Origin of the sequence: uncultured Brevundimonas sp., assembly GCF_937870815.1 — a bacterium.
Classification (GTDB): Bacteria; Pseudomonadota; Alphaproteobacteria; order Caulobacterales; family Caulobacteraceae; genus Brevundimonas.
This window is the reverse complement of the sequence record NZ_CALMZS010000125.1, coordinates 1-3,288: the sequence shown is the minus strand read 5'-3', so window position 1 is coordinate 3,288 and position 3,288 is coordinate 1. Positions and strand designations below refer to the sequence as shown.

Below are 3,288 nucleotides of genomic sequence, written 5' to 3'. Positions count from 1 at the left end.
CCGGGCCACATCAGGTCCTCGGTGAAGTCCGGGGCCGGATTGACCAGCACCAGGCCGGCCAGCCGCTCGGGCCGGGCCAGGGCCAGCAGCAGGGCGACCCAGCCGCCCATCGACGATCCGACCGGAACCACCGGGCCTTCGAGGCTGTCGATCAGGGCGATGGCGTCCTCGCGCCAGCGGCCGATGGTGGCCTCGCGCCAGTCGCCGGAGGATCGGCCGTGGGCGAAATGGTCGTAGCGGAGGTAGCTCCAGCCCCGCTCGCGCGCCGCCGTGTCGAGCGCCAGCGCCTTGGTCCCCTCCATGTCCGAGCGGAAGCCGCCGATCCAGACCACGGTGGGGCCGTCGCCGCGGACCCGCTTCAGGGCCAGGTGCTCCCCGTCGGGCCGGGCTAGCTGTTCCAGGTCGTCCATCGGCGTCCCTCTCGCGCAATCGGTTCGGGACTGATAGCGAACGACCGCTAGCGAAGCGAAGGCCAATCCGCGTGTCCGAACCCAGGGTCCTGTTCGTCACCTCCAACCGCATCGGCGACTGCGTCATCTCCTCGGGCGTGATCGGCGAGATCGGCCGCCAGCTGCCGGGGGCCCGGATCACCGTCGCCTGCGGCCGCCCGCCGGCCCCCCTGTTCCGCTCGGCTCCGGGAGTCGAACGGGTCATCGTCCTCGACAAGAAGAAATTCGCCGGCCACTGGATCGGCCTGTGGAAGCAGGTGGTCGGGACCCGCTGGGACATGGTCGTCGACATCCGCGGCTCGGCCCTGGCCTGGCAGGTGCGGGCCCGGACCCGGCGGGTCTATCACCGCGGCCTGGAGACGGGCTCGCCCAAGGTCGAGATGGTCACCCGCCTGATGCGGGCGCAGCGGCCGCTGGACCCCGAGCTGTTCATCGACGACCGGGCCCGGGCCGAGGCCGCGGCGGTGATCGATCCGCAGCTGGCGGCGGGCTCCGGGCCGGGGCCCATCCTCGCCCTCGCCCCCATCGCCCATCAGCCGGGCAAGAGCTGGCCGGCCGACCGCTGGGCCGCCCTGGTCGAACGACTGAAGGCCGAGCCGCGCTTCGCCGGCTGGCGGTTCATGCTGGTCGGCGGTCCCGGCGACCATCCGCCGGCCGCCCCGGCCCTGGCGGCGGCCGCGGCGCGCGGGATCGATTTCGTCGGCAAGGGCGACATCCTCGCCTCGGCGGCGGCGATCGACCGGGCCGCCCTGTTCGTCGGCAACGATTCCGGACTGATGCATGTGGCCGCGGCGGCGGGCCGGCCGACGCTGGGCCTGTTCGGCCCGACCGAGTGGTGGCTCTACGGACCTTGGGGGCCCCGGACCCGCACGGTCGCCTCGAACGGCGCGCGCGGCGAATTCGCGCCGATCGAGGCCCTGGGCGTCGACCGTGTCCTTGAGGCCGTGCTCGATCTCCATACGGCCTTCATCGGCCCCGGCCGCGCCGCCAAACCTTGAAGCGGCGGGCGTTCGCGGTCATATAGGGCCGCTTGGGAGGAACTCGCGATCCGTCGCGGGCCTGCTCCCGCGCACCGCCTTTCGTCCACCTGCAAGGAAACGACGCCCATTCGCCGTCCGATGAACCAGCCGCCCGTCAAGGACGGGCCGCCCATGAACCAGGATATCCGCGCGCCGCGCGTCCTGCTGATCGACCAGAACGGCGAAAAGCAGGGCGTCATGCCCACGTCCGCCGCGCTGGAGGCCGCCGAGGAGGCCGGCATGGATCTGGTTCAGATCGTTTCCACCTCGGAACCGCCGGTCTGCAAGATTCTGGACTACGGCAAATTCCGCTTCCAGGAGCAGAAGAAGAAGGCCGAGGCGCGCAAGCGTCAGAAGGTCGTCGAGCTGAAGGAAATCAAGCTCCGGCCCAACATCGACGTCCACGACTACGAGGTCAAGGCCAAGGCCATGCACCGCTTCTTCGACGAGGGCGACAAGGTCAAGGTGACGCTGCGTTTCCGGGGGCGCGAGATGGCCCACCCCGAGCTGGGCATGAAGCTGCTCAACAAGGTCCAGGCCGATTTCGACGAGATCGCCAAGGTCGAATATGCGCCGCGCATGGAAGGCCGGCAGATGATCATGATCCTGGCCCCGAAATAGCCGCCGGATCCCCGCGCCTCCAGACGCCCCCCCCCCCCGGGGCCGGTCGCCGTCTTCGGATTATCCACGGCGACTGGAGCCACGTTCGGGCGGAACCTCTGATCGAGATCGTCCGCCGCCTCGAGCCCGGAATCCGGCCCCTTGCGCGCTCCGGCCGTCACGGCCGGGCAAGAGGGGCTCCCGACCCGCCTTGCCATCCGGGCCCGGTTCGACTAGAAGCCGCGCCTTCGCGTATCGAACCGCCGGGCGAACAGGCATGCCTGGGCGGTTCTTAATCCAGGCCGCCATTCGCATCTCCGGGCTCAGGCAGTCCGAAGGACGGCAGCCCAACAAGAGAGTGGAAAATGCCGAAACTCAAGACGAAGTCTGGCGCCAAGAAGCGCTTCAAATTCACGGCGACGGGCAAGGTGAAGGCCGGCGTGGCGGGCAAGCGGCACCGCTTGATCAGCCACAACAGCAAATACATCCGCCAGAACCGCGGCACCTCGGTCATGGCCGACGCCGACGCCAAGAAGATCAAGTCCTACATGCCGTACGCCTGACCGGCGCGCGTCTGACCTGATCTCCACACTGAATTTGAAAGGATAGCGACATGGCTCGCGTCAAACGGGGCGTGGTTTCCCACGCCAGGCACAAGAAGGTTCTGAAGCAGGCCAAGGGCTTCTACGGCCGCCGCAAGAACACCATCCGCACCGCCAAGGCCGCGGTCGACCGCGCCGGGCAGTACGCCTACCGCGACCGCCGCACCAGGAAGCGCAATTTCCGCGCCCTGTGGATCCAGCGCATCAACGCCGCGGCCCGGCTGGAAGGCTTCACCTACAGCCAGTTCATCCACGGCCTCGGCCTGGCCGGCATCGAGCTGGACCGCAAGGTCCTGGCCGCCATGGCCGCCGACGAAGCCGCCTTCAAGGCCATCGCCGACAAGGTCCGCGGCGCCCTGGCCTAGGTTTTTCCGGCGACGGAAGACGCAAAGGCCCTCCGGCCGCGCCGGGGGGCTTTTTGCTGGGCGCCGCAACCGCTAGACGGACTGCGACATGACCGACCTGAACCAGCTCGAACTCGACCTGATCAACGCCATCGGCGGCGCGGAGACGGCGGCCGCCGTCGAGGAATTGCGCGTCGCGGCCCTCGGCAAACAGGGCTCGATCTCGGGCCTGCTCAAGGGCATGGGCGCGATGAGCCCGGAGGAGCGGCGCGAG

At 69.4% G+C, this 3,288-nt stretch carries 5 protein-coding genes and 1 pseudogene; 5 read left to right on the top strand and 1 reads right to left on the bottom strand.

Features of this window, described 5'->3' with window-relative positions; translation table 11 throughout:
• Positions 1-410: alpha/beta hydrolase (locus Q0588_RS08175; protein WP_298745437.1), on the bottom strand; the 410-nt coding region annotated here is incomplete at its 3' end.
• Between the two features lie 71 nt (positions 411-481).
• Between Q0588_RS08175 and Q0588_RS08170 the strand changes: the two genes are divergently transcribed.
• From Q0588_RS08170 to Q0588_RS08150, 5 genes and pseudogenes are all read left to right on the top strand, one after another.
• Positions 482-1,447 (top strand): glycosyltransferase family 9 protein, encoded by a 966-nt coding sequence (locus tag Q0588_RS08170; protein WP_298745436.1) that lies wholly within the window; start codon positions 482-484, stop codon positions 1,445-1,447.
• Positions 1,448-1,567: 120 nt separating this feature from the next.
• Positions 1,568-2,089: a translation initiation factor IF-3 gene (gene infC / locus Q0588_RS08165; protein WP_055827440.1), complete on the top strand. Its 522-nt coding sequence runs from the start codon at positions 1,568-1,570 to the stop codon at positions 2,087-2,089.
• 344 nt (positions 2,090-2,433) lie between these two features.
• On the top strand, positions 2,434-2,631 hold the full coding sequence (gene rpmI / locus Q0588_RS08160; protein ID WP_003166435.1) for a 50S ribosomal protein L35: 198 nt from the start codon (positions 2,434-2,436) through the stop codon (positions 2,629-2,631).
• A 50-nt stretch (positions 2,632-2,681) separates the two neighbouring features.
• Entirely contained in the window at positions 2,682-3,035 is a 354-nt protein-coding gene (rplT, locus tag Q0588_RS08155) for a 50S ribosomal protein L20 (protein WP_298745435.1), read from the top strand.
• 88 nt (positions 3,036-3,123) lie between these two features.
• Positions 3,124-3,288: pseudogene (locus Q0588_RS08150) on the top strand (phenylalanine--tRNA ligase subunit alpha); the annotation flags it as partial.

Excerpts from the sequence above, each read along its gene's own strand:
- infC (WP_055827440.1), top strand. The coding sequence starts at position 1,568 with ATGAACCAGCCGCCCGTCAAGGACGGGCCGCCCATGAACCAGGATATC.
- rpmI (WP_003166435.1), top strand. The coding sequence starts at position 2,434 with ATGCCGAAACTCAAGACGAAGTCTGGCGCCAAGAAGCGCTTCAAATTC.
- rplT (WP_298745435.1), top strand. The coding sequence starts at position 2,682 with ATGGCTCGCGTCAAACGGGGCGTGGTTTCCCACGCCAGGCACAAGAAG.